Raw genomic sequence first — 19,113 nt, 5'->3', positions numbered from 1 at the left:
TTACCACACGATCAGTAAAACGAGGCCCAGACATACGCAAAGCGTAAAGAGGGAGAGATCCATTAACAGGGGATGCCAGATTTCATCAGAGTATATCCGGTCACGCAGGAGTCGGTGAATAAACAACCAGATAACGAACCCAAGCGCAAAGGCTTTAAAGAATGGCGGAAAGTAAACAGATGCTCCCAACATGAGATCTTGTAAGGGCAATCCTGTGGCGTTGAGTATACACTTCACAAGCAATGTTCCTTTGCGTCAGACATCGATGCTTTAGTTTTAGCCAAAACCGAAGCTACAGGTGCCAGGTGCGCACTATGTCTGAAAAAATGTCTATTGGTAAGCAAATTTAGCAATACATTTGTTTTGAGAATACAAATACTGCACACTATTCTAAAATCAGCATAATAACTTAGCAAGCTAATTATAAGGAGATGAAATTGGAATCGCCACTAGGTTCTGATCTGGCACGGTTGGTGCGCATTTGGCGTGCTCTGATTGACCATCGCCTCAAGCCTCTGGAATTGACGCAGACACATTGGGTCACGTTGCACAATATTCATCAATTGCCGCCTGACCAGTCGCAGATTCAATTGGCTAAAGCGATAGGCATTGAGCAGCCATCGCTGGTACGCACGTTGGATCAACTTGAAGACAAGGGGCTAATTTCGCGGCAAACCTGCGCCAGCGATCGTCGCGCTAAGCGCATTAAACTGACCGAGAAAGCGGAGCCGCTGATCGCTGAGATGGAAGCGGTCATTCATAAAACGCGCGGTGAAATTTTGGCTGGGATTTCTTCAGAGGAGATTGAGCTTCTGATTAAACTTGTCGCTAAACTTGAACACAACATTATGGAATTGCACTCTCACGATTGAGGTGCAGGGGCATACGTGTGGCCATGTGACCACACGTAAAGCCTGGTTTAGCGTGGAGAGACAGTAACCTGGCTGCCGTTGCTGGCCAGCACGACACGCTGACCTGCCGAGAAACGCGTATTTCCTTGTTTCTGCACAACCATAATGGTGTTGCCATCGTCTTTACGAATTTCCAGTTCCACACCCTGGGTTTTATTCATTGCGCTCTGGACGCCCTGGCCCGCTACGCCACCAGCCACCGCGCCTGCCGCGGTCGCCAGTGAACGACCCGTACCGCCGCCGATAGTGTTGCCGAGGAATCCGCCCAACACCGCGCCGCCGATAGCGCCAATCACGTTAGAATCATCACCGCCCTGAATTTGAACCGGACGAACGTTAACGATAGTACCGTACGTTACATTCTGAACTTGTTTAGCCTCGGATGCGGTATAAACATCACCCGAAAGGCTATCATTGTTAACACACCCAGCTAAGGATAACCCCATCAGTGAAACGGCCAGTACACGTTTAATCATTTACCCATCTCCTGTTCTTCACGAAACGCTATTTCAGCATCCCTATAGCTAAATTATATGGCATTTATGCAGTTAAGGTCATATCTTCTGCCGAAAGAATGTAAAAATCATAATCAGAAGTTAATTAACTAATCTTAAACGAAGTGGGAAGCAAGAAAAGATAGGTTATTGATATCCGTGGACGGCACGGCAAAAAACGTGACGCGGGCATCGCATTGCAAAATACGTTATGCCGAGTGTTAAGGCTTAACCCAGCTTAATAAGGAAGAGGTATGAAATCGGGCCGTTTTATTGGCGTTATGTCCGGGACCAGCCTTGATGGTGTGGATGTTGTACTGGCGGCAATTGATGAAACCATGGTTGCGCAACAGGCAAGTCTCACCTGGCCCATTCCCGTTCATCTGAAAAAAGGCATTCTCGATATTTGCCAGGGACAACCGCTTACGCTCTCGCAACTCGGCCAGCTGGATACCCAGTTAGGCCGGCTTTTTGCACAGGCGGTTAATGCGCTGTTAGCGCAACAACGTTTGCAGCCGCGGGATATCGTCGCCATTGGTTGTCATGGGCAAACGGTCTGGCATGAGCCGACCGGCGAGGCCCCGCATACGCTGCAAATTGGCGATAATAATCACATCGTCGCCCATACGGGGATTACAGTGGTCGGCGATTTTCGGCGGCGGGATATTGCGCTGGGCGGACAAGGCGCGCCGCTGGTGCCCGCTTTCCATCACGCGCTGTTGGGACATCCGACGGAAAAACGTATGGTCCTGAATATCGGCGGCATCGCCAATTTATCTCTGCTTTTCCCCGGACAGGCGGTGCGCGGGTACGACACGGGGCCGGGTAATATGTTGATGGATGCGTGGATTTGGCGACAATGCGCGCAGCCCTACGACAAAGACGCGGCATGGGCGAAAGAAGGTCAGGTTATTCTTCCATTGCTGCAAAAGATGTTGCGCGATCCGTACTTTGCTGCGTCGGCGCCCAAAAGTACAGGACGCGAATATTTCAACTATGGCTGGTTAGAGCGTCATCTTACGGCTTTCCCTGGCGCAGACGCGCGCGATGTACAGGCCACGCTGGCGGAGCTGACGGCGGTCTCCATCGCCCAACAGGTGCTGCTCAATGGCGGCTGCGAGCGGCTGATGGTCTGTGGCGGCGGAAGCCGGAATCCGTTAGTGATGGCCCGTCTGGCGGCGCTGTTGCCCGGTATCGAGGTTTCGACCACCGATAAGGCGGGGATCAGCGGCGATGATATGGAAGCGCTGGCCTTTGCCTGGCTTGCCTGGCGAACGCTCGCGGGCCTGCCGGGAAATTTGCCTTCCGTGACGGGGGCTACAGAAGCCAGTGTTTTAGGCGCTATTTACCCGGCTAACCCAATAACTCAGAGTTAACTGAATTTTTCCCGGACCCTATATCGGTAAACTAGCAAGGTCAGGAAGGGGCGTTTGCCCTTCCAGAAGCAGGAGAGCTTTCGGGATATGCCTATGAAAAAGATCGCAATAATGTGTTTACCTGTGCTGCTGACCGGCTGTAGCGTTTATCAACAATTTGTTGAACGTATGCAAACGGATACGCTGGAATACCAGTGTGATGAGAAGCCGCTTACCGTTAAAGTCAATAACCCGCGTGAAGAGGTCAGTTTTGTTTATGACAATAAGCTGCTGACCCTGAAGCAAGGAATCTCGGCCTCGGGCGCGCGTTATACCGACGGGATTTATGTTTTCTGGTCGCAAGGCGAGAGCGCCACGGTCTATAAACGAGACAGAATTGTGCTTAATAACTGTCAGTTACAAAATCCGAAGCGTTGAGATTTTCAGTATGGGGGCGCACAATAGCGCCACCCACTGATTATTTCTGATCAACGCCATGTCTGATAACGACCAATTGCAGCAGATCGCGCATCTGCGCCGTGAATACACGAAAGGCGGCTTGCGTCGCCGCGATTTACCCGCTGAACCGTTAACCTTATTTGAGCGCTGGCTTGGGCAAGCGTGCGACGCCAGACTGGCCGATCCGACGGCAATGGTCGTGGCGACCGTAGATGACAAGGGGCAACCGTACCAGCGTATTGTATTGCTCAAGCATTATGATGAAAAAGGCCTGGTCTTTTATACCAACCTGGGAAGCCGCAAGGCGCATCAAATTGAGCACAATCCGCGTATCAGCCTGTTATTTCCCTGGCATATGCTTGAACGCCAGGTGATGGTGACAGGCAAAGCCGAGCGTCTCTCCACTCTTGAGGTGGTGAGGTATTTCCACAGCCGTCCGCGCGACAGCCAGATCGGCGCATGGGTCTCTAAACAATCCAGCCGCATTTCCGCGCGCGGTATCCTCGAAAGCAAATTCCTGGAGCTCAAGCAGAAATTTCAACAGGGCGAAGTGCCGTTACCCAGCTTCTGGGGCGGTTTTCGCGTGAGTATCGAACAGATGGAGTTCTGGCAGGGCGGCGAACATCGTCTGCACGATCGCTTTTTGTACCAACGCGACGACGGCGCATGGAAAATCGACCGTCTTGCGCCCTAAAGATGCAAAAATCTTGTTTTAAGCACTGGTGCGGATGAATCCGCCGTTTTATGCTATGTCTCTTTCGCGTCTGGCGAAAAGTCGTGTACCGGCAAAGGTGCAGTCGTTTTATACATGGAGATTTTGATGGCAAGCAGTAACTTGATTAAACAATTGCAAGAGCGGGGGCTGGTAGCCCAGGTGACGGACGAAGACGCGTTGGCAGAGCGACTGGCGCAAGGCCCGATCGCGCTCTATTGCGGCTTCGATCCTACCGCTGACAGCTTGCATTTGGGGCATCTGGTTCCATTGTTATGCCTGAAACGCTTCCAGCAGGCAGGGCACAAACCTGTTGCGCTGGTAGGCGGCGCGACCGGTCTGATTGGCGACCCGAGCTTCAAAGCCGCCGAGCGTAAACTGAACACTGAAGAGACCGTTCAGGAGTGGGTGGCGAAAATTCGTAAACAGGTTGCCCCATTCCTGGACTTTGATTGCGGCGAAAACTCCGCCATCGCGGCCAATAACTATGACTGGTTCGGCAGCATGAATGTGCTGACTTTCCTGCGCGATATCGGTAAACATTTTTCCGTTAATCAGATGATCAACAAAGAAGCGGTGAAGCAGCGTCTGAACCGTGACGATCAGGGTATCTCTTTCACGGAGTTCTCTTATAACCTGCTACAGGGGTACGACTTCGCTTGTCTGAATAAACTGCACGGCGTTGCCTTACAGATTGGCGGTTCTGACCAGTGGGGGAACATCACTTCCGGTATCGACCTGACCCGTCGCCTGCACCAGAATCAGGTATTTGGTTTGACCGTTCCGCTGATCACCAAAGCTGACGGCACGAAATTCGGTAAAACCGAAGGCGGCGCTGTCTGGCTGGATCCGAAGAAAACCAGTCCGTACAAATTCTACCAGTTCTGGATTAACACCGCAGATGCCGATGTTTATCGCTTCCTGAAATTCTTCACTTTTATGGACATTGAAGAGATCAATGCCCTGGAAGAAGAAGATAAAAACAGCGGTAAAGCGCCGCGCGCGCAGTATGTGCTGGCCGAGCAGGTGACGCGCCTGGTTCATGGTGAAGAGGGGCTGGTCGCGGCGAAACGGATCACTGAATGCCTGTTCAGCGGTTCACTGAGCGCGCTGAGCGAAGCTGACTTTGAGCAGTTGGCGCAGGACGGCGTACCGATGGTTGAAATGGAAAAAGGCGCCGACCTGATGCAGGCGCTGGTAGACGCCGAACTCCAGCCGTCGCGTGGTCAGGCGCGTAAGACTATCGCCTCCAACGCTGTCACTATCAATGGTGAAAAACAATCCGATCCTGAATACATCTTTAACGATGAGGACCGTCTGTTTGGCCGCTACACCTTATTACGTCGCGGCAAAAAGAACTATTGTCTGATTTGCTGGAAATAAGGCATTAAGTAACAGGGAGTGAGAAATCACTCCCTTATTTTTGATGTTCAGGTAAAAAAATGAAGAATATCCTCGCTATCCAGTCCCATGTTGTTTTCGGACATGCGGGCAACAGCGCCGCCGAATTTCCCATGCGCCGTCTTGGCGCGAATGTTTGGCCGCTGAATACCGTTCAGTTTTCTAACCACACGCAATATGGTAAATGGACCGGCTGTGTCATGCCGCCCAGCCATCTGACTGAGATTGTCCAGGGGATTGCGGACATTGGCCAGTTAGCGCACTGCGACGCCGTACTTAGCGGTTACCTGGGATCTGCCGAGCAGGGAGAACACATTCTCGGTATTGTGCGCCAGGTTAAAGCAGCAAATCCGCAGGCAAAATATTTCTGCGATCCCGTGATGGGGCATCCGGAAAAGGGCTGTATCGTGGCGCCTGGCGTCGCAGAGTTCCATATGCGTTATGCGCTACCCGCCAGCGATATTATCGCGCCTAACCTGATTGAACTGGAAATTCTCAGCAAACATAGCGTGAATAATGTGAATGACGCCGTGCAGGCGGCGCGTGAACTGATTGCTCAGGGGCCAGAAATTGTACTGGTAAAACATCTCGCCCGCGCCGGTTACAGTTCAGAACGCTTTGAAATGCTGCTGGTGACAGCGCAGGAAGCCTGGCATATTAGCCGTCCGCTGGTGGATTTCGGCTCACGTCAGCCGGTTGGCGTTGGCGATGTCACCAGTGGTTTATTGCTGGTCAAAATTTTGCAGGGCGCGACGTTGCAGCAGGCGCTGGAGCACGTTACGGCGGCAGTCTATGAGATTATGATCGCCACCAAAACGATGCAGGAGTACGAACTGCAGGTCGTGGCGGCCCAGGACAGGATCGCTAACCCTGAACATTACTTCAGCGCAACGCGGCTGTAATTATTGCTGCTAAAAAGAGGCCGGATGGCGGTACAGCGAGCTATCCGGCAACATGACATTAATTCAGTCCTTCCGCTTTAAGCGCTGCCGCAACGGTCGGTCTTTTTGCGACACGCTGCATATAACTTTCAATATGCGTCAACCCGTCCATATTCAGTTTTACGCCATAGGCCCAACGCAATACGGTAAACAGATAAGCGTCTGCGATGGTAAAACGCTGGCCGCAAATCCACTGGTCGTCTGAAAGCGACTCATCCACATACTGCAATTTCTTTTCCAGACCGGCGCGAACGGCGGGTTTAAGTGTTTCCGGCGTGTCAGGGCGGAACAGCGGGGTAAAGCCTTTATGCAGTTCCGTTGCAATATAGTTGAGCCATTCCAGCGTATGATAGCGAGCAAGACTACTTACCGGCGCCAGAAGCTGGCGGTCGGGAACGCTGTCGGCGAGGTACTGCATAATGGCGACGCCTTCAGTCAACAGTGTGCCGTCATCCAGCAGCAGAGCCGGAACCTGTCCTTTAGGGTTGACTGCCAGGTAATCATCACCGTTTTCCAGGCGTTTTTTTGCGAGATCGACGCCATCAAGCGTAAAGTCTTTGCCAATTTCGCGCAGGGTAATATGGGAAGCAAGAGAGCAGGCACCCGGTTTGTAGAACAGTTTCATCGGTAACTCCTTTTTGCTGAGGTTTAAAGTATGGTAGTGCGGGGACGAGCAAAAAAAAAGCCGCTAACGCACAGTTAGCGGCCTGAATGTTGTTTCCCGGAAAATTAAACTGTAGCGGCTTTAGAGCCTTTTTCAGCGGTATCATCGTCCTGGGTCATACGGTTCAGCTTAGGCGCTGTCAGCAGCATCAGGACGGCGATAACGGCGGTTGCTATGCCAATCTGCATAAATACGCGACCATAGACTTCCAGGGACATCAGTGGGTCAGTCACGTCGCTCGGCACAGCCATCAGGTTGGCGACATAACCGCCGATGATGTTAGCGCCTGCCGTTGTCAGGAACCAGCTACCCATGATGAAACCCATCAGACGCTGCGGAACCAACTGTGCGACCATTGCCAGTCCCAGACCGGAGATCATCAGCTCACCGATACTTTGCAGGCCGTAGCTTGCGATCAGCCAGTTTACGGATACGATGCCGGCATCGTTCGCAAATTTGGCGCCCAGCGGCAGAATCAGGAACGCGCCGGAACACAGCACCATACCAATGGCGAATTTCATCGGCATCGGCAGCGTATCGCCCATCCTGTTATAGATAGCGGCCAGAATCGGGCTGCCGATAATGATCCAGAATGGGTTCAGCGCCTGATACTGTTCCGGTTCGAACGCGATACCGAGAATAGAGTGCTCGACGTTACGAATGGCAAAGAAGTTCAGCGACGTCGGCATCTGGCTGTACAGTACGAAGAAGATAATCGCCTGCAGCATCAAAATAAAGGCGACGATCATTTTACGGCGAGCCGCGCCGTGCATGGAAAACGCTTCTTTACCGAAGATAATGACGATGCCAAGAGCGATTACGCCCAGCACCATACGCGCGATATCTTGGTTGTGCAGCAGCCAGGTGGCGACCGCAATCAGAACGACAATACCCACGATTGTCAGCAGCAGATTACGGAAGTTGATCGGTTCAAAGTCGGGTTTGGAACCGTAGCTTTTCACCCAGCGCTGGCAGAAAGCAAAGTTAACGACGGTTATCAGCATACCGACGACGCTAAGCGCAAACGCGGTGCTCCAGCCATAACGCGCCGCCAGCCACGGCGTCGCCAGCATAGAGAAGAAGGAGCCGATGTTGACGGACATATAATACATCGTAAATGCGCCGTCGAGACGCGGATCGTCCTTCGCGTAACAGGTAGACAGCAGGGAAGACGGGTTAGCTTTAAACAGACCGTTACCCACAGCGATAGCCGCCATGCCCATATAGACGATGCCAGCGTCATGACCAGACCATGCGACCAGCGCATAACCGATAGCCAGCACCACGGCACCCAGCATAATAACGCGTTTGGTGCCCAGAATTTTATCACCTAACCAACCGCCAATGGCGACCAGGCCGTACACCAGCGCACTGAAGGAAGAGAAAAGGGTGATGGAATCCGCTTCTGACATACCCAGTTGTTTTACCAGGTAGACGGCCATAATGCCTTGCAGGCCGTAATAACCAAAACGCTCCCATAACTCTATCGAGAAGATGAGATAGAACGCCTTCGGTTGTTTGAAAGCGTTCAAACTGACGCTTTCAGTTGGTTTTTTGTTTGCAGTAGACACTTTTACCTCTTTTTTACGCCCCGTATTAACAGGGATTGTCTGGCGCGTGATGAGTCAGACTCATCCGTCCGATTGTTATATTGGAGGGGAAACGGCAGGTAATGTTCACTATCTTTCCTCTCCAGACAAGAGCTTTGTAATAATCTGTTACATATAACTCTTCTGGTTGAATCGTCCGATGTCAGAAATGTTATCCAGCGTTAAATTTCTTCATTTGAAGAATGGCAGATTTTTACACTGCAAAAAGGCCATTAGTTTGGGTGAAAGGCGATATCTTCTGCTATTTAAGGTGAAAAGCAGTGATATAGGCCATTATCTGAAAAAATGGCAGAGTAATGTTTTGTAGTGAAAACGGGGCGTCAGTCTATCCGGTTGTAAATGTAACCTTAGATGTCATTAAATTTCACATGAAGTTATCAAAGTGATCCTGATCACGGATAGATAGAATTTTTTGCGATTAAAAAAATGATTAACCTGACGTGGAGTGAAAACGAAAGCACAATACATCAGAAAAAGGACAGAGACTGGAATGATTGATGGCTAAAATAGATCCAGGCCGAAGGTGGGAGCGCGCTGGCGTGACGGACGCACTCCGACCATATCAAATATCGACTTTTTCTTTGTATTCGCAAAGATCTTCAATGAGGCAGGAGCCGCAGCGGGGTTTTCGGGCGATACAGGTATAGCGGCCATGCAAAATTAACCAGTGATGGCAGTCCACTTTGAACTCATTCGGCACCACTTTCAGCAACTTCTCTTCTACCTGCTCGACATTTTTACCCGGCGCGAACTGTGTTCGGTTGCATACACGAAATATATGCGTATCAACGGCGATGGTCGGCCAGCCGAAGGCGGTATTTAGTACTACGTTAGCGGTTTTACGCCCCACGCCGGGAAGCGCTTCCAGCGCCGCCCGATCCTCCGGCACTTCGCCATTATGCTTGTCCAGTAAAATACGGCAGGTCTTAATCACGTTTTCCGCTTTACTGTTAAATAAACCGATGGTTTTGATATAGGATTTCACGCCTTCTACGCCCAGTTCCAGCATCGCGGCTGGCGTATTGGCGACCGGGTAAAGTTTGGCGGTAGCCTTGTTCACGCTGACGTCGGTTGCCTGCGCGGAAAGCAACACGGCAATCAGCAACTCAAACGGCGACGTGAAATTGAGTTCCGTTGTGGGGTGCGGATTGTTGTCGCGCAGGCGCGTCAGAATTTCCAGCCTTTTTGCTTTGTTCATCAGACTTTCCCTGTTTCACCTGCCGGAACTGCGGAAGGCGCGGTTTCGGCGCGGCGTTTCTTCATTTTTTCATCAATAAGATATTTTACCGCCAGCATGAGTCCCAGGCCGATAAACGCGCCTGGCGGCAGCATCGCCAGCAGGAAAGGCGAGTCGGTGTGAAATATCTCGACCCGTAATACTTTTGCCCAGCCTCCCAGCAGGCTATCCGCGCCATCGAAAAGCGTACCATTCCCGAGGATCTCGCGCAGCGAACCCAGCACGAACATCGCGCCTGTCGCGCCCATGCCGATGGAAAAACCGTCCAACGCGGAAAGCCACGGTCCTTTTTTCGCGGCAAACGCTTCGGCGCGACCGACAACAATGCAGTTCGTTACAATCAGCGGAATAAAAATCCCTAAAGACTGATACAAACCGAACGCATACGCATTGATCAGCATCTGTACTGCGCTTACCACCGAAGCAATGATCATAACGTAAATCGGGATACGGATTTCTGCCGGCGTCCAGCGACGTAGTGCGGACACCGTAAGGTTGGTCAGCGTTAATACCAGCGTTGTGGCCAGACCCAGCCCCAGAGCGTTGGTTGCCGTAGACGTCACCGCCAGTAAAGGGCACAGGCCAAGTAGCTGCACCAGAGCAGAGTTATTTTTCCATAACCCCTGAACAACAATGTCTCTTATTTCGCTCATGGTTATTCTCCACAGGCGGTTAAATGGGGGAGCTGAGCGGGCAGTGATTCGGCGTACAGCCCGGCGCGTTTAACCGCATTCACTACGGCACGCGGCGTTATTGTCGCCCCGGTAAATTGGTCAAAATCACCGCCATCTTTTTTCACCGCCCAGTGCGTATCATTTTCACCACTGATGGTTTTACCGCTAAAGTGGGTAATCCAGTCAGACAAACGGCGCTCAATTTTATCACCTAACCCTGGCGTCTCATGATGTTCCGTCACACGCGTCCCCAGGACGGTACCGTTGAAATCTGCGCCAACAATAAGCTGGATAGCGCCGGAATAGCCATCTGGCGCGGTGGCCTCAATGATGGCCGCTACGGGTTTATCATCCTTGCGAGCGATAAAAACACGGTGTGTGCCTTTGCCGAGGGCGGGCGCATCGACCAGATAACAGCTCTCTTGCAGATTATTATTGTAACGATCTGGCGGCAATACCTGATCGAACAGGGCATGCTGTTGTTGCAGCGCTTGTTCGTGGATGGTTGATTTTGTCATCTGATTAATCACCGCGGTCAATCCCGTAGAGCCTGCGGCAAAAAGCGCCAGCGTAATACCGTGTTTACGAATCGTTTTCAGCATGGTTTATCCTTTGCGATGTCCATAGACGCGGGGGCGCGTGTAGTAGTCGATCAGAGGAACCGTGATATTCGCCAACAGGACAGCAAAAGCAACGCCGTCCGGATAGCCGCCGAAGCTACGAATCAGCCACACTAATACCCCAGCCAGCGCGCCGAAAATTAAACGTCCACGGTTGGTCGTGGAGGCGGTAACCGGATCCGTTAAGATAAAAAATGCGCCCAGCATGGTGGCGCCTGACAGCAGATGAAGCTGCGGCGAGGCCAGCGTAGCGGGCGAGAAAAGCCAACCTAACGCGGCGCATAGCGCCAGCGTCAGCAGAAAACTGACCGGGATATGCCAGCGGATGGCTTTTTGCCACAGCAGGAATACGCCGCCGACAAGCCAGGCGAGGTTAACCCACTGCCAGCCCACGCCAGCCAGCGCGCCGCTGTATATCGGGTACTGCATGATTTGCTCAACGGAGTGCCCGGCGCGCAAGGACGTTTTAAACGTATCCAGCGGCGTTGCCTGGCTGATACCGTCAATACCGATACGTAGCAGCGTCATATCGCCGCCGCTGGCGGTATGCCCGGTAAAAATCATCCGCAACGTGTCCAGCATATCGGGCGTTGTTGCGGCTATTTCATAAGGCGGCAACCAGCTTGTCATTTGCACCGGAAAGGAAATTAATAGCACCACGTAACCGATCATGGCCGGATTAAAGGGGTTTTGTCCCAGCCCGCCATATAACTGTTTAGCGATAATAATGGCGAATCCGGTTCCCAGCACGACCATCCACCAGGGCGCAAGCGGAGGGATGCTGACCGCCAGCAAAAGCCCCGTCAATAACGCGGAATAATCCTGCAGGTGACTGGCGACCGATTGTTTGCGCAGCCTGAGGACAATGGCTTCTGCGACGAGCGCCGTGATAGCAGCCAGAACGATCTGGAAAAGCGTTCCCCAACCAAAAAACCACGTCTGCGCGGCAATCCCCGGCAGAGCGGCGATTACTACCAGCAACATGATTCGCGATGTCTGGCGCTGGTTATGGGTATAAGGCGAGCTTGCGATTCTGAATACCATTTAATCCTCGTTAACAACCTGCTGCTGTGCTGCTTTTTTTGCCTGAACGCGGGCGATAGCCGCAGCAACCGCGGCTTTACGCGGGTCGGCCGGTTCGGCAGGTTCGCTTCCGGCCTGCTGCTCCTGTTTACGAGCTTTGGCGCGGGCGATGGCCGCTTCCACCGCGGCTTTACGCGGATCGACCGGTTCGGCAGGTTCGCTTCCGGCCTGCTGCTCCTGCTTACGGGCTTTGGCGCGGGCGATAGCCGCTTCCACCGCGGCTTTGCGCGGATCGACCGCTTCGGCAGGTTCGCTTCCGGTCTGCTGCTCCTGCTTGCGGGCTTTGGCGCGGGCGATAGCCGCTTCCACTGCGGCTTTGCGCGGATCGACCGCTTCGGCAGGTTCGCTTCCGGCCTGCTGCTCCTGTTTGCGGGCTTTGGCGCGGGCGATAGCCGCCTCCACCGCGGCTTTACGTGGGTCGGCCGGTTCGGCAGGTTCGCTTCCGGCCTGCTGCTCCTGTTTGCGGGCTTTGGCGCGGGCGATGGCTGCCTCCACTGCGGCTTTACGCGGGTCGCCGCCGGATATCGCGCTGTCAGCCACCGGATGAGCGGCTTGTTTAGCGCGCGCTTGCGCTTTACGCGCTTCACGGGCCGCGATGACGGCGCTATTGTCTGGCAGACTACCCGCCTGAATAACCACCGGTTGCGTGGCCTGCGCCTGTTTCTCTTTTACCCGCGCCAGCGCAGCGGCAATGGCATCCTGATCTTTTGCCGCTGGTTGTACCGCTGCGCTCTTATGACGTGCAAGGCGGGCGGCTTTTTCGCGCTCCAGTCTTGCCTGACGAGCCTCAAAACGCGCTTTGGCTTCGGCGGCGCGTTTTTCTTCAAGCCTGATCGCATTAATCTCCGCTTTTTCCTGACGGAAATATTGGACGAGCGGAATATTACTGGGGCAGACCCAGGCGCAGGCGCCGCATTCTATACAATCAGCAATATGGTGAGCGGTAGCCTTGTCATGCTGCTGCCCTTTGCTGAACCAATAAAGCTGCTGCGGTAAAAGGTCGGCAGGGCAAGCGTCAGCGCAAGCGCTGCAACGAATACAGCTTTTCTCTTCCTGAGGCGCTCCCATTTCAGTCACGGATGGCGCCAGCAGGCAGTTGGTGATTTTTACGACCGGTACGTCAAGCCAGGGAAGGGTGAATCCCATCAACGGGCCGCCCATGATGACCATCTGGTCAGCAGAAGGGCAGAACCCGGCATCGTTAAGCAAATGACGAACGGGAGTGCCGAGCCGCGCCCAGACGTTACCCGGGCGGCTTACCGCTTCACCCGTTAAGGTGACGACGCGTTCTGTGATCGGTTCGCCGTCAATCACGGCGCGTTTAACGGCATAAGCCGTACCGACGTTTTGCATCAGCACGCCAATATCAGAGGAGCGCCCGCCGTGGGGAACCTGTTTTCCCGTCAGTATTTGGGTAAGCTGTTTTGCGCCGCCGGAAGGGTATTTGGTTGGGATCACACGTAACGAAATATCGTGAGCGTCAGCCAGTACGGCGCGCAGCATGGAAATAGCCTGCGGTTTGTTATCTTCAATGCCGATTAATACCTCACGCGGTTGCAGAATATGCGCCAGGATGCGAATACCTTCCACAATCTGCGCGGCGCAGTCCTGCATCAGACGATCGTCCGCCGTAATGTAAGGTTCGCACTCTGCGGCATTGATAATAAGCGTGGTGATTTTATCGCCGCCACCCTGCAATTTAACGCCGGTGGGAAACCCTGCGCCGCCAAGCCCGGCAACGCCATACTGATGAATGCGTTCAATGAGCGCTTCACGGCTGTGGGCGCGGTAATCAGACCAGCCATCACGCTCAATCCAGCGGTCCTCGCCGTCGGCATCAATGATGACGCTTAACTCCGCCAGCGCCGAAGGATGCGCCGTCGAGTGGGGGGCAATAGCGATAACCGTCCCGGAGGTGGGCGCGTGTACCGGCAGCATTCTCCCACGTCCACGGGTAAGCGCCTGGCCGCGTAGCACGCGATCGCCGACGCTAACGCACAGCTCGCCCTCAGCGCCAATGTGCTGTTTTAAAGGGATAACAAAGCGCGGCGCTAAAGGCACCTGGCGCAGCGGCGTGCCGTTTGACTGGGACTTCATTTCGGGCGGATGAATACCACCGTCGAAATCCCAGATTTTATCTTTTCTGAAAGCGGAAAATAGTTTAAGCATGTTGTTCCACGGGAATGATGCGAACGGGAATGGTGTTCAAATCCCATTTCCAACTGTCGGGCGTCTCATTCACCGGACGTAATTCGATGCAGTGCGTCGGACACGGATCGACGCACAGATTACAGCCAGTACAGAGATCGCTCATGACCGTGTGCATGGCGCGCGTTGCGCCAACGATGGCGTCAACCGGGCAGGCCTGAATGCATTTTGTGCAGCCAATGCAGTTATTTTCATCAATAACTGCCAGCATACGTACTGGCGCGGCCTGCTGTTCTTCACCATCGCATGGTTGCGGCTCTACGTTTAGCAACTCTGCCATTTTCAGCATGACGGCTTCGCCGCCGGGCGCGCAACGATTGATTTTCTCGCCCTGGAGACCCACGGCTTCGGCGTAGGGGCGACAGCCGGGATAGCCGCACTGACCACACTGACTCTGCGGCAAAATCGCATCGATTTTTTCAACAACCGGATCATCTTCAACCGCGAATCGGCGGGAGGCATAACCCAGAATGGCGCCGAACACCAGACCCAGAAGGGTCAGGGCGCCAACGGCAATCCAGATAGTATTCATTACAACTTCACCAAACCACTAAAGCCCATAAAGGCCAAAGACATTAATCCTGCGGTAATCAATGCTATCGCGTTACCACGAAAAGGGGCGGGCACATCCGCCACGGCAAGGCGTTCGCGGATAGCGGCAAACAGAACCATCACTAATGAAAAACCGACGGCGGCGGAAAATCCGTACAGCGCCGACTGAAGAAAGTGATGACCGAGATTAATATTCAGTAACGCTACGCCCAGAACCGCACAGTTAGTGGTAATCAGTGGTAAGAAGATGCCTAACAAGCGGTATAACGCCGGGCTGGTTTTCCGCACAACCATTTCGGTAAATTGCACGACCACAGCAATGACGAGGATAAAGGCTAGCGTCCGCAGATAAATCAGATCCAGCGGAATAAGTATCCAGGTGTCGATAAGCCAGGCGCATATCGACGCCAGCGTCATGACAAAGGTCGTCGCGAGGCCCATCCCCATGGCGGTTTCCAGTTTTTTGGATACGCCCATAAAGGGACAAAGGCCCAGGAATTTGACCAGTACAAAGTTATTGACCAGTACAGTTCCGACAAAGAGCAGCAGGTAATCAGTCATGTTTCGGCCTGAAATAAAAAAGCCGCCTATTATCTGTCAAACTACCACAGGCGACAACAGGTTAACTGTAGGGTTATTACGGATTAACAAACGTTGTTTTAACGCGCGCTGAACGTTTGAGATAAGGCACAATGAGCGCCGTTGCCAACAGTGGGAAGAGTAACTGACGCACGGCAAAGGCATCTGAGACGGGCGAAAAGGCAAATGCTTTAACCGCCAGTAACACCGACACCAGCAGCCAGATAATGTAATGCTTCGGCACGCAGCGTCTGCGCTTGAAGAATGCGATCGTCAACCACAGGGTATAGTACCACATGGCGATAGCGGTAATAAATGAAATGCCCCATAGCAGTAAATTACCGGTTTCCTGTCCGCTAAGCGTCTTGAACGTTTGCGGTGTGGCAAGCGCCATAACGTAGAGTAATAACGCCAGCGAGGCGCTCAACAACGCGACTAACAGCCAGGCTAACGGGCCAAGAAGCCAGCCTCCAATTCGTTGTGGCGGTGTTGTAGTCATATCTTCTCCGGGGTTACGCGCATTAACGGTCATGCCGCTCATTTTGGGGCAAATATTATAAGGTTTTTGATGTTAAACGCTACTTTCTTTATTGCACATAGCGCCAGACGGATTGCGGAACCTGACCTACATCAAACAGGCGTCCTCCGGAAACCAGTTCGGCACGGCGGTGATCTGCAGCGCGATACATATTAACAATGTCCATGTCATCAGTAAGGGTATAGTTAAGGTGGTCGAACAGTTTTTCCAGACTTTCGAGCGAACTAATTTTGCGGAATTTTAATAGATAATCCTGAACAGTCATATAAAGTTGATCCATATTAAATATAATGCCAACGGAGTAGTCACTGATAAAAAATAAACAAAACCGCACCAGTGAGAGGTCAGGGGTGCAGGTAAAAAGGGAATATTCTTACCGGTAAAGAGTCAGGCGCCACATGGCGCCTGGGGCGAAAGGTTAACGCGCTTTCCTACAACAGGCAATAAACGTCAGACCAGATAGGACATATTTCGTTTTTTTTGCCGGTTTTTGACTTTTCTTTGTACCCCCCGGGGCGCCGCTTACCGTACCACGCGAAAATGCCTTTACATTATCTGACGCTTACTTCTTCTGGACGGAAGCCGTGGGCTCTGGTGGTTGGTAATTGTCAATATGGTTGGCAATACCTAAAAGAATGACTGAGATAACGAGAACTATCCACCCAGTTAATTCAATAAGACGATTCATTATTGACGACATTTGCTTTGATTTATCCATAAACACAGGGGGTAAATGTTACTTTCCTGGCGAACGGTCGGCAAGAGGGAGGGAAACGTTTTCAGCCTCTGTTCTGTAACAAGTTAATCATTTGATGCTACGTTGATGGTCAGGACGCTATTGCGGCTAATCGCACGATGGTGTGGAATAGCGATATCTAAAACCGGAGGCAGTGAGATGAATGACAAAATCCGCGTTGGGTTAATCGGTTATGGCTACGCCAGTAAAACCTTTCATGCGCCCTTAATTATGGGAACGCCAGGGCTAGAGCTTGCGGCGGTATCCAGCAGCGATGAAACAAAAGTGAAAGCAGACTGGCCGGCGGTTTCCGTGGTCTCTGAGCCCCGACATTTATTTAACGATCCGCATATCGACCTGATCGTGATCCCGACGCCCAACGATACCCATTTCCCGCTGGCGAAAGCTGCGCTGGAAGCCGGTAAGCATGTGGTGGTTGATAAACCCTTTACCGTGACACTGTCACAGGCGCGAGAATTGGATGCGCTTGCGCGGAGCACTGGCCGGGTACTTTCCGTCTTCCACAACCGACGCTGGGACAGCGATTTTTTGACGCTTAAGGCCTTGCTGGCGGATGGCGTGCTCGGCGAGGTGTCCTTGTTTGAATCCCACTTTGATCGCTTCCGTCCCCAGGTGCGCGACCGCTGGCGCGAGCAAGGCGGGCCAGGAAGTGGTATCTGGTATGATCTGGCGCCGCACTTGTTGGATCAGGCCATTCAACTTTTTGGCCTGCCGGTCAGCATGACGGTGGATTTAGCGCAGCTGCGTCCGGGCGCGCAATCTACAGATTATTTCCACGCGATTTTATCCTACCCCCAGCGCCGCGTGATTTTGCACGGTACGATGCTGGCCGCGGCGGAATCCGCGCGATACATCGTTCATGGTTCGCGCGGTAGCTATGTAAAATATGGCCTCGATCCCCAGGAAGAACGGTTAAAAAACGGCGAGCGTTTACCGCAGGAAGACTGGGGATATGACATGCGTGACGGCGTATTGACCCTGGTTGAGGGAGAGACGCGCAAAGAAGAGAACTGGCTTACGTTGCCGGGTAACTATCCGGCATATTATGCCGCTATCCGCGATGCGTTAAACGGTAACGGTGAAAATCCCGTGCCGGCAAGCCAGGCGATTCAAATTATGGAGTTGATTGAACTGGGCATGGAATCGGCAAAACATCGCGCGACGCTGTGTCTTGCCTGAGATGTCGCATTTCTCCGCCTGGGATAGCATTAAACCGCAGGCGGAGAAGAGCGTTAGTGTCAATAAAGCAATCTTACGCCGCGGCCACTTTTTCGCGCAGCGCACGTTTTTCGCTATCGCTCAGAAAGGCGATTTCCAGACCGTTAATCTGCGCCTGGCGAATCTGTTCGCGGCTCAATCCTGCCGCTGGCGCGGCGACATGATATTCATGGATAATATCTACGCCCTGAACAGCCGGATCGTCCGTATTAAGACTGGCGAGAACGCCATGCTCAAGGAAGGTTTTGAGCGGATGATCCGCCAGCGATGCGACGGTACTGGTCTGAATATTCGAGGTCAGACAGGATTCAATACCGATACGCTGCTGTGCAAGAAAATCCATTAACGCGCGATCTTCGACAGCTTTTACTCCATGTCCGATACGTTCGGCCCCCAGTTCGCGAATCGCCTGCCAGATACTTTCCGGCCCTGCGGCTTCGCCAGCGTGAACGGTAATATGCCAGCCCGCATCGCGCGCCCGATTAAAGTGCGACAAAAACAGACTGCCGGGAAAGCCCAGCTCATCACCGGCTAAATCCAGCGCGGTGATTTTCTCTCTGTGCGCCAGCAGCGCATCAAGCTCCTGTAAACATGCCGCCTCGCCGAAGGTACGGCTCATAATGCCAATGAGTCGCGCCTCGACGCCAAACGTGTTACAGCCGTCGCGTACACCGTCGATAACGGCTTCAACCACGCCTGCGATCGGTAACTGATGCGCCATCGCCATATAGCCGGGCGAAAAGCGAAGCTCGACGTAATGCAGGCCGTTACGTGCGGCATCTTCAATATTTTCAAAGGCCACACGGCGGCAGGCGTCAAGCGATGCCAGGACTTTTACCCCCCAATCGAGCTTCGTGAGAAAGCTCACTAAATCGGGTTCGGTTGAGGTGACCTGGACATGCGGAATCAGCGTTTCCAGCGTTTGGGCGGGAAGGGCGATGTTGAACTGCCGACCAAGATCCAGAATTGTTTGGGCGCGAATGTTGCCATCAAGGTGGCGGTGGATGTCAGTCAAAGGAAGCGTAATATCAATCATGGGCGCACTCAATTTTTAATAAAAGTGCGCACCATTATACTACAGATTGATAATGCTCTGGAAA

The 19,113-nt window shown here is 52.9% G+C and carries 22 protein-coding genes; 7 read left to right on the top strand and 15 right to left on the bottom strand.

The window, feature by feature from the left end; all coding sequences use genetic code 11:
- Positions 1–237 (bottom strand): DUF1656 domain-containing protein, encoded by a 237-nt coding sequence (locus tag ACLJPQ_RS09115; RefSeq protein ID WP_000649756.1) that lies wholly within the window; start codon positions 235–237, stop codon positions 1–3.
- 194 nt (positions 238–431) lie between these two features.
- Between ACLJPQ_RS09115 and slyA the strand changes: the two genes are divergently transcribed.
- On the top strand, positions 432–872 hold the full coding sequence (gene slyA / locus ACLJPQ_RS09110; protein ID WP_000764552.1) for a transcriptional regulator SlyA: 441 nt from the start codon (positions 432–434) through the stop codon (positions 870–872).
- A 47-nt stretch (positions 873–919) separates the two neighbouring features.
- Here slyA and slyB read toward each other — a convergent pair whose 3' ends face one another.
- Positions 920–1,387 (bottom strand): outer membrane lipoprotein SlyB, encoded by a 468-nt coding sequence (slyB, locus tag ACLJPQ_RS09105; protein ID WP_000597179.1) that lies wholly within the window; start codon positions 1,385–1,387, stop codon positions 920–922.
- Positions 1,388–1,659: 272 nt separating this feature from the next.
- Between slyB and anmK the strand changes: the two genes are divergently transcribed.
- The 5 genes from anmK to pdxY all read left to right on the top strand — a co-directional run bounded on the left by anmK (position 1,660) and on the right by pdxY (position 6,234).
- The gene (anmK, locus tag ACLJPQ_RS09100) at positions 1,660–2,781 is read left to right on the top strand and encodes an anhydro-N-acetylmuramic acid kinase (protein WP_000835021.1); all 1,122 of its coding nucleotides are present in this window, start codon (positions 1,660–1,662) and stop codon (positions 2,779–2,781) included.
- Positions 2,782–2,868: 87 nt separating this feature from the next.
- A complete protein-coding gene (gene mliC / locus ACLJPQ_RS09095) occupies positions 2,869–3,198 on the top strand; it encodes a C-type lysozyme inhibitor (protein WP_001132086.1) in 330 nt (109 codons plus the stop codon).
- A 58-nt stretch (positions 3,199–3,256) separates the two neighbouring features.
- Positions 3,257–3,913, top strand: coding sequence for a pyridoxamine 5'-phosphate oxidase (pdxH, locus tag ACLJPQ_RS09090; protein ID WP_001282334.1), 657 nt, complete (start codon positions 3,257–3,259; stop codon positions 3,911–3,913).
- A 126-nt stretch (positions 3,914–4,039) separates the two neighbouring features.
- On the top strand, positions 4,040–5,314 hold the full coding sequence (gene tyrS / locus ACLJPQ_RS09085) for a tyrosine--tRNA ligase (RefSeq protein WP_000168626.1): 1,275 nt from the start codon (positions 4,040–4,042) through the stop codon (positions 5,312–5,314).
- Between the two features lie 59 nt (positions 5,315–5,373).
- Positions 5,374–6,234 carry a pyridoxal kinase PdxY gene (gene pdxY, locus ACLJPQ_RS09080; protein WP_080184928.1) on the top strand — a complete coding sequence of 287 codons (861 nt, stop codon included), beginning with the start codon at positions 5,374–5,376 and terminating at the stop codon, positions 6,232–6,234.
- A 58-nt stretch (positions 6,235–6,292) separates the two neighbouring features.
- Here the strand turns inward: pdxY and gstA are convergent, their stop codons facing one another.
- From gstA to blr, 12 genes are all read right to left on the bottom strand, one after another.
- Positions 6,293–6,898 carry a glutathione transferase GstA gene (gene gstA / locus ACLJPQ_RS09075; RefSeq protein ID WP_000765727.1) on the bottom strand — a complete coding sequence of 202 codons (606 nt, stop codon included), beginning with the start codon at positions 6,896–6,898 and terminating at the stop codon, positions 6,293–6,295.
- Between the two features lie 104 nt (positions 6,899–7,002).
- Positions 7,003–8,508 carry a dipeptide/tripeptide permease DtpA gene (dtpA, locus tag ACLJPQ_RS09070; RefSeq protein ID WP_000100911.1) on the bottom strand — a complete coding sequence of 502 codons (1,506 nt, stop codon included), beginning with the start codon at positions 8,506–8,508 and terminating at the stop codon, positions 7,003–7,005.
- 601 nt (positions 8,509–9,109) lie between these two features.
- Positions 9,110–9,745 carry an endonuclease III gene (gene nth / locus ACLJPQ_RS09065; RefSeq protein WP_001030318.1) on the bottom strand — a complete coding sequence of 212 codons (636 nt, stop codon included), beginning with the start codon at positions 9,743–9,745 and terminating at the stop codon, positions 9,110–9,112.
- Positions 9,745–10,437, bottom strand: coding sequence for an electron transport complex subunit E (locus ACLJPQ_RS09060; protein ID WP_023232038.1), 693 nt, complete (start codon positions 10,435–10,437; stop codon positions 9,745–9,747). The genes nth and ACLJPQ_RS09060 overlap by 1 nt, the downstream gene beginning before the upstream one ends.
- A gap of 2 nt (positions 10,438–10,439) precedes the next feature.
- Positions 10,440–11,060 (bottom strand): electron transport complex subunit RsxG, encoded by a 621-nt coding sequence (rsxG, locus tag ACLJPQ_RS09055; RefSeq protein WP_000920822.1) that lies wholly within the window; start codon positions 11,058–11,060, stop codon positions 10,440–10,442.
- A 3-nt stretch (positions 11,061–11,063) separates the two neighbouring features.
- The gene (gene rsxD / locus ACLJPQ_RS09050) at positions 11,064–12,122 is read right to left on the bottom strand and encodes an electron transport complex subunit RsxD (protein ID WP_000231963.1); all 1,059 of its coding nucleotides are present in this window, start codon (positions 12,120–12,122) and stop codon (positions 11,064–11,066) included.
- The gene (gene rsxC / locus ACLJPQ_RS09045; RefSeq protein ID WP_080184929.1) at positions 12,123–14,330 is read right to left on the bottom strand and encodes an electron transport complex subunit RsxC; all 2,208 of its coding nucleotides are present in this window, start codon (positions 14,328–14,330) and stop codon (positions 12,123–12,125) included.
- Positions 14,323–14,901, bottom strand: a complete 579-nt coding sequence (rsxB, locus tag ACLJPQ_RS09040; RefSeq protein WP_001092600.1) for an electron transport complex subunit RsxB — start codon at positions 14,899–14,901, stop codon at positions 14,323–14,325. The genes rsxC and rsxB overlap by 8 nt, the downstream gene beginning before the upstream one ends.
- A complete protein-coding gene (gene rsxA / locus ACLJPQ_RS09035) occupies positions 14,901–15,482 on the bottom strand; it encodes an electron transport complex subunit RsxA (protein WP_000133179.1) in 582 nt (193 codons plus the stop codon). Before rsxA ends, rsxB begins: the two co-directional genes overlap by 1 nt.
- 76 nt (positions 15,483–15,558) lie before the next feature.
- The gene (locus ACLJPQ_RS09030; protein WP_000214061.1) at positions 15,559–15,999 is read right to left on the bottom strand and encodes a DUF2569 domain-containing protein; all 441 of its coding nucleotides are present in this window, start codon (positions 15,997–15,999) and stop codon (positions 15,559–15,561) included.
- Between the two features lie 88 nt (positions 16,000–16,087).
- Entirely contained in the window at positions 16,088–16,303 is a 216-nt protein-coding gene (gene ydgT / locus ACLJPQ_RS09025) for a transcription modulator YdgT (RefSeq protein WP_000217946.1), read from the bottom strand.
- 297 nt (positions 16,304–16,600) lie between these two features.
- Entirely contained in the window at positions 16,601–16,726 is a 126-nt protein-coding gene (gene blr / locus ACLJPQ_RS09020; protein WP_001708800.1) for a division septum protein Blr, read from the bottom strand.
- 207 nt (positions 16,727–16,933) lie between these two features.
- On the opposite strand from blr, the gene ACLJPQ_RS09015 reads away from it, so the two are divergent.
- Complete coding sequence (locus ACLJPQ_RS09015) at positions 16,934–17,974, top strand: oxidoreductase (RefSeq protein WP_000998242.1); 1,041 nt, start codon at positions 16,934–16,936, stop codon at positions 17,972–17,974.
- 73 nt (positions 17,975–18,047) lie between these two features.
- Here ACLJPQ_RS09015 and add read toward each other — a convergent pair whose 3' ends face one another.
- Complete coding sequence (gene add, locus ACLJPQ_RS09010) at positions 18,048–19,049, bottom strand: adenosine deaminase (RefSeq protein ID WP_000565566.1); 1,002 nt, start codon at positions 19,047–19,049, stop codon at positions 18,048–18,050.
- Positions 19,050–19,113 lie beyond the last annotated feature (64 nt).

The organism is Salmonella sp. SAL04213 (assembly GCF_046550535.1).
Classification (GTDB): Bacteria; Pseudomonadota; Gammaproteobacteria; order Enterobacterales; family Enterobacteriaceae; genus Salmonella; species Salmonella enterica.
This window is presented reverse-complemented; position numbering and strand designations above follow the sequence as displayed.